This window comes from Xenorhabdus sp. NBAII XenSa04 (assembly GCF_963866145.1).
Lineage (GTDB): Bacteria > Pseudomonadota > Gammaproteobacteria > Enterobacterales > Enterobacteriaceae > Xenorhabdus > Xenorhabdus indica.
Genome location: NZ_CAWMEB010000027.1, coordinates 1 through 5,134 on the forward strand (window position 1 = coordinate 1; position 5,134 = coordinate 5,134).

Here is a 5,134-nt window from a genome sequence, read left to right on the forward strand (position 1 = left end):
GACAATACGCCACCCACACCGGCGGTGGCGGTGATCGACAACCTGCCGCTGGTTGAAACGGATCCGCAGTTTACCCGGCTGAAAAAATGGCTGGGGACGGACTATATGCAACAGCAGCTGCGCTGGGATCACAATAACATGCACAAGCGGTTAGGGGATGGTTTCTATGAACAGCGCCTGATCCGTGAGCAGGTGATTAACCTGACCGGCAAACGTTATCTGCCGGGACACCAGAATGACGAGGAACAATTTAAGGCACTGATGAATGCCGGCGTGCGTGCCCGGCACGCCTTTAATCTGACGCCGGGAATTGCCCTGAATGCGGAACAGATGGCCCGTCTCACCGAAGATATGGTCTGGCTGGTCAATGCGACGGTCACCTTACCGGACGGCCGCCAGCAAACCGTGCTGGTTCCCCAGGTGTATGTGCGCACGCAGGCCGGTTCACTGGATGGCACTGGCGCCCTGCTCAGTGGCAGCCAGGTCAATGTGCAACTGCGTGGCGACCTGCTCAATCAGGGCCGGATTATCGGCCAGGATATCCACATTCTGGCGGAGAATATCCGTAATCAGGGGGGATTTGTGCGGGGCAGCCAGGTTGATTTGCAGGCCCGGACCGATATGGTCCAGCGGGGCGGGACGATGGGTGCCAGTCAGTCACTGACGATAGGGGCGGGGAATAATATTGATATCGCCAGTACCACCCGCCGCGGTGAAAATCAGGCCGGCAATAACCGGTTCAGTTCGGCTTACGTGGATAATGTTGCCCGGGTGTATGTGCAGGGGACGGATGGCAAACTGCACCTGCGGGCAGGCAAGGATATTTACACGTCGGCCGCCCAACTGATGTCACAGGGTCAACACAGTGAGATTCAGTTAGACGCGGGGCGGGATATTCAGTTCGGGACAGCCAAAACCGCGCAGCGTGAACACCTTGAATGGCACCGGGATAACTATTTGACCCACACAGAATCAGGGGAAACGGGCACGGCCGTTAACAGTGCCGGGCCGGTCAGCCTGCGCGCCGGACGGGATGTTAACCTTCGCGCAACCGGTATCACGGCCGGTAAAACACTGCAAGTGGAGGCGGGGCGGGATGTGGCGGTCGTGGCGGGTGAACAGCAGCAAACCCATGACGAGTACCTGAAAGTGAAAGGCAGCAACAGCTGGTTTTCCTCGACCACCACCACGACCCGGGAACAATATGACCGCACCCGGGCAGTCAGCAGCACCCTGAGCGGCGATACGGTGCATATTCAGTCCGGTCAGGATACTACCGTGCAGGGCAGCAATGTGGTGGGCACCCGGGATGTTCAGATTCATGCCGGCCAGAATCTGAACATCACCACGGCCGAAGAGACCAATCACCGGTTCACCTGGAAAAAAGAGAAAAAATCCGGCCTGATGGGCACGGGAGGCGTGGGCTTTACAATAGGCAGCTCGACACTCAAACAGTCCAGCGACAGCGATGCTATACTGCAAAAAGGCAGCACCGTGGGCAGCAGTGACGGCCATGTCACTTTGCATGCCGGCGAACAGGCCATCGTGCACGGCAGCGATATTATCGCCGGTAAAGATATGGATATTAAAGCCAAAGACGTGGCGGTCACGGCCGCGAAAAACAGCCATACGGAACTGAGCCAAACCGAGCAGAAGCAGTCAGGCCTGACACTGGCGTTGTCCGGGGCGGTCGGCAGTGCGGTTAACACGGCGGTACAGACGGCCAATGAAGCCAAAGACACCCAAGACAGCCGGTTACAGGCACTGAAAGGCACGCAGGCCACGCTGTCCGGGGTGCAGGGCTACCAGGCGTGGCAGCGCAGTGAGGCTGAATCTGCAAAAGCTGAGGCGATTAACCCGGCCGGCGGGGAGGCGAAAAAACCGACCGACACCATCGGCATCCAGCTTTCTTACGGCAGCCAGTCCGCGAAATCACAAACCCGCACGGAACAGACGCAATCACAGGGCAGCAGCCTGAGTGCCGGGCAGGATATTCGCATTAAAGCCACCGGAGACAACACGACGCAGGACAGCGGCGATATTCAGGTGCAGGGCAGTACCTTAAAAGCCGGCCGCGATATGACGCTGGACGCCAAACGCGATATCGTGCTGGAATCGGCTGAAAACACCCGGACTACGCGGGGTGAGAACAGCCGCAAAGGTGGCAGTGTCGGCGTGGGGCTGACGGCCGGACAGGGCGGTTACGGCATTCAATTCTCCGCCAGCGTCAACAAGGGCAAAGGGCATGAAACCGGCGACGGGGTGACCCATACTGAAACGCTCGTCGATGCCGGTCATCAGGTGAAACTGAAATCGGGGCAGGATACGACGCTGAAAGGGGCACAGGTCAGCGGGGAGACAGTGACGGCTGATGTGGGCCGTAACCTGCACCTGCAAAGTGAGCAGGACAAGGACCATTACAACAGCAAGCAGCAGAATGCCAGTGCGGGTGCCAGCTTCACCTATGGCTCAATGAGCGGTTCAGCCAGCGTGAATGCCCGCCGTGACAAGCTGCACAGCACGTTTGATTCGGTGAACGAGCAGACAGGGATTTTTGCCGGCAAGGGCGGCTTTGATGTCAAAGTGGGGGAACATACCCAGCTTGACGGCGCCGTGATGGCAAGTCACGCAGAGAAAGACAAAAACCGGCTGGACACCGGCACACTGGGCTTCAGTGATATCCAGAACAAGGCGGAGTACCAAACGGAGCACCAGAGTGTGGGTATCAGTACCGGCGGCGCGGTGGGCAGCCAGCTGGTGTCCAATATGGCCTCGAATATGCTGGCCGGCACCAACAAGAGTGACAGCAAATCGTCAACGACACATGCGGCGGTGAGTGACGGCACGATTATGGTGCGTGATGCGGATAAGCAAAAACAGGCTGTCTCAGACCTGAGCCGCGATACCGATAATGCCGCCAATGGCCTGAGTCCGATTTTTGACAAGGAGAAAGAACAACGGCGGCTGGCACAGGCGCAGGCTATCGCTGAAATCGGCACCCAGGTGATGGATATCTACAATACGCATGAAGCGATTAAGGCGACGAAGAAAGCCACGGAAGACCTGAAAGACCCGCACACGCAGCAAACACTGAAACAGGCGGCGGAAAAACAACTGAGGGCAGAAGGTCAGCCCGTCGATGCGACATCGGTGGCTGACCGGGCGTATAAGATAGCCTATGACGGTGCCATCAAAGCGCAGGGCGCGGATATCGGCAGCAGTAAACGTCAGGCGGTGACAGCGGTCATCGGGGCGTTGCAGGGGCTGGCGGGTGGCGACATCCCATCGGCCATTGCCAGCGGGGCAGCGCCGTATCTGGCCAACGCGGTGAAAACCCTCACCTATGGCGATAAAACGTATGAGCAACTGACACCGGCAGAAAAAGCCACCAACCTGATGGCGCATGCGATTTTGGGTGGTGTTATTGCCGAAATGAAAGGGGGCTCGGCCACTGCTGGGGCAACGGGTGCGGTAAGCGGGGAACTGGCCGCGTCTGCTATTATTAATGCACTGTACCCGAACAAGAAACAAAGCGAGCTGTCACCCGATGAGAAGGAAACCGTCAGCAACCTGTCCACGCTGGCCGGCGGGATTGCTGCGGGGCTGGCGACTAACTCTACCGCAGGGGGTGTGACCGGAGCGCAGAGTGCGAAAAACGCGGTGGAATCTAACTATTTGTATGAGGATGACAGCCGCAACCTGGATAAAGAGTTGGCCGAATGTAAGGCCAAAGGAGGGGACTGTGGTGCTGTCATTCAGAAATATTTGGACATCAGCAATAAAAATAGTGCTGAATTGCAGGAAAAATGCAGTGGAGGGGGTATTACCTGCGTAACCTATGAAGATCTTATTCAAGCAAATACCAATGTTGCACTTGATGCAGCTCCTATGCAAATCCGGTTATCGGAGAAACTGAAAGACCCGGATGCTATTAAGATAGTGCAATATTTGAATGGTAAGGATTTGCAGTTTTTGAAGGATAATATTACCACTTCTGACAGAGTGGCGGCTGTCGCTCTAGATCCAACGTCGTGGCCTGTGATGATCTTTGGCAGCAAGGCCATTATTAATGGAACTGGAGCAAAAGAGCAACTATTGGCTGCGGGAGTTTCTAGCGGGATGAATGCAGCAATTCAGTATGGTACTTCAGGAAATGTAACATTATCAGACGTGATTGGCGCTGGAGTTGTTGGTTTAATTACTGGAGGAAAAGGATATGCCCCAACAGTTAATTGGAACGCAGTAGGTGGTTATTATACGGCAGAAATCAAAGGTGATGATCCTTTCCTTGGAGCACTTATGGCAAAGGCTGGAGCAAGCGTAGGTTATACAGGAACAGCGGTAATAAAAATACCTATGGATAAGGTGTTAAACCCTATATCTAAACAGTATGAATGGGTGCCAACAGGTGTTTGGACAATTACGAAACCAGTAAAACAAAACCCAATACCAAATATAATAGGGAATACTGTAGGTAGTGCAACTACTGAATCAACGGTAAATAGTCTTTCTAAAAAAGAGGTTACAGGTGAAAAATAGGAAAAAAATGTGTATTCATCTAGTTATTTTATGTTGTTACTCATGTGTTTCTATTTTTCTGGCTCTTTTTATTGTTTTTTCTTTTATGAGTTGGTTGAGTCCAGCATCCTCTAATAATTGGGATGATATAAAAAGTTACTTGAATAGGAATCTGTTCTTGTCAATGAAATTAGGATTAATGGGAGTACCCTTAGGAATAATATTATGGATATCATATTATTATAAGAAATAAGCCACATTATTGCTGTTGTGCATGAAGAAGTGATCCCGATCATTTTGTGTCGGGATCACTTCTTGGTTACGGCATTAAATTCTTGGCCAGCGTTATGCGGCTGGTAATGTTATCAAGATACCAATGGAGAAAGTGCTTAATCCTATATCGAAACAATATGAATGGGAACCAATAGATATTTGGACTATTACAAAGCCTGTGAAACAAAGTTCAGTCCCATCAGTGGTTGGTAACGTTGGTGATTCAGCTGTATCAGGTTGGTTCAACTCTACTGTTGGCGGAGCAATGCAAGAAGGAAAACAGCAAAATGAAAAAAATAGAATGAAATCAATAACAATTATGTTTTATACCAATCTAACTTGA

At 52.7% G+C, this 5,134-nt stretch carries 2 protein-coding genes; both read left to right on the forward strand.

Annotated elements, in window-relative coordinates; genetic code table 11:
• The first annotated feature begins 30 nt into the window (after nucleotides 1-30).
• Nucleotides 31-4,539 carry a hemagglutinin repeat-containing protein gene (locus tag AAC147_RS01625; protein WP_197056414.1) on the forward strand — a complete coding sequence of 1,503 codons (4,509 nt, stop codon included), beginning with the start codon at nucleotides 31-33 and terminating at the stop codon, nucleotides 4,537-4,539.
• A 355-nt stretch (nucleotides 4,540-4,894) separates the two neighbouring features.
• Complete coding sequence (locus AAC147_RS01630; protein ID WP_231571556.1) at nucleotides 4,895-5,134, forward strand: hypothetical protein; 240 nt, start codon at nucleotides 4,895-4,897, stop codon at nucleotides 5,132-5,134.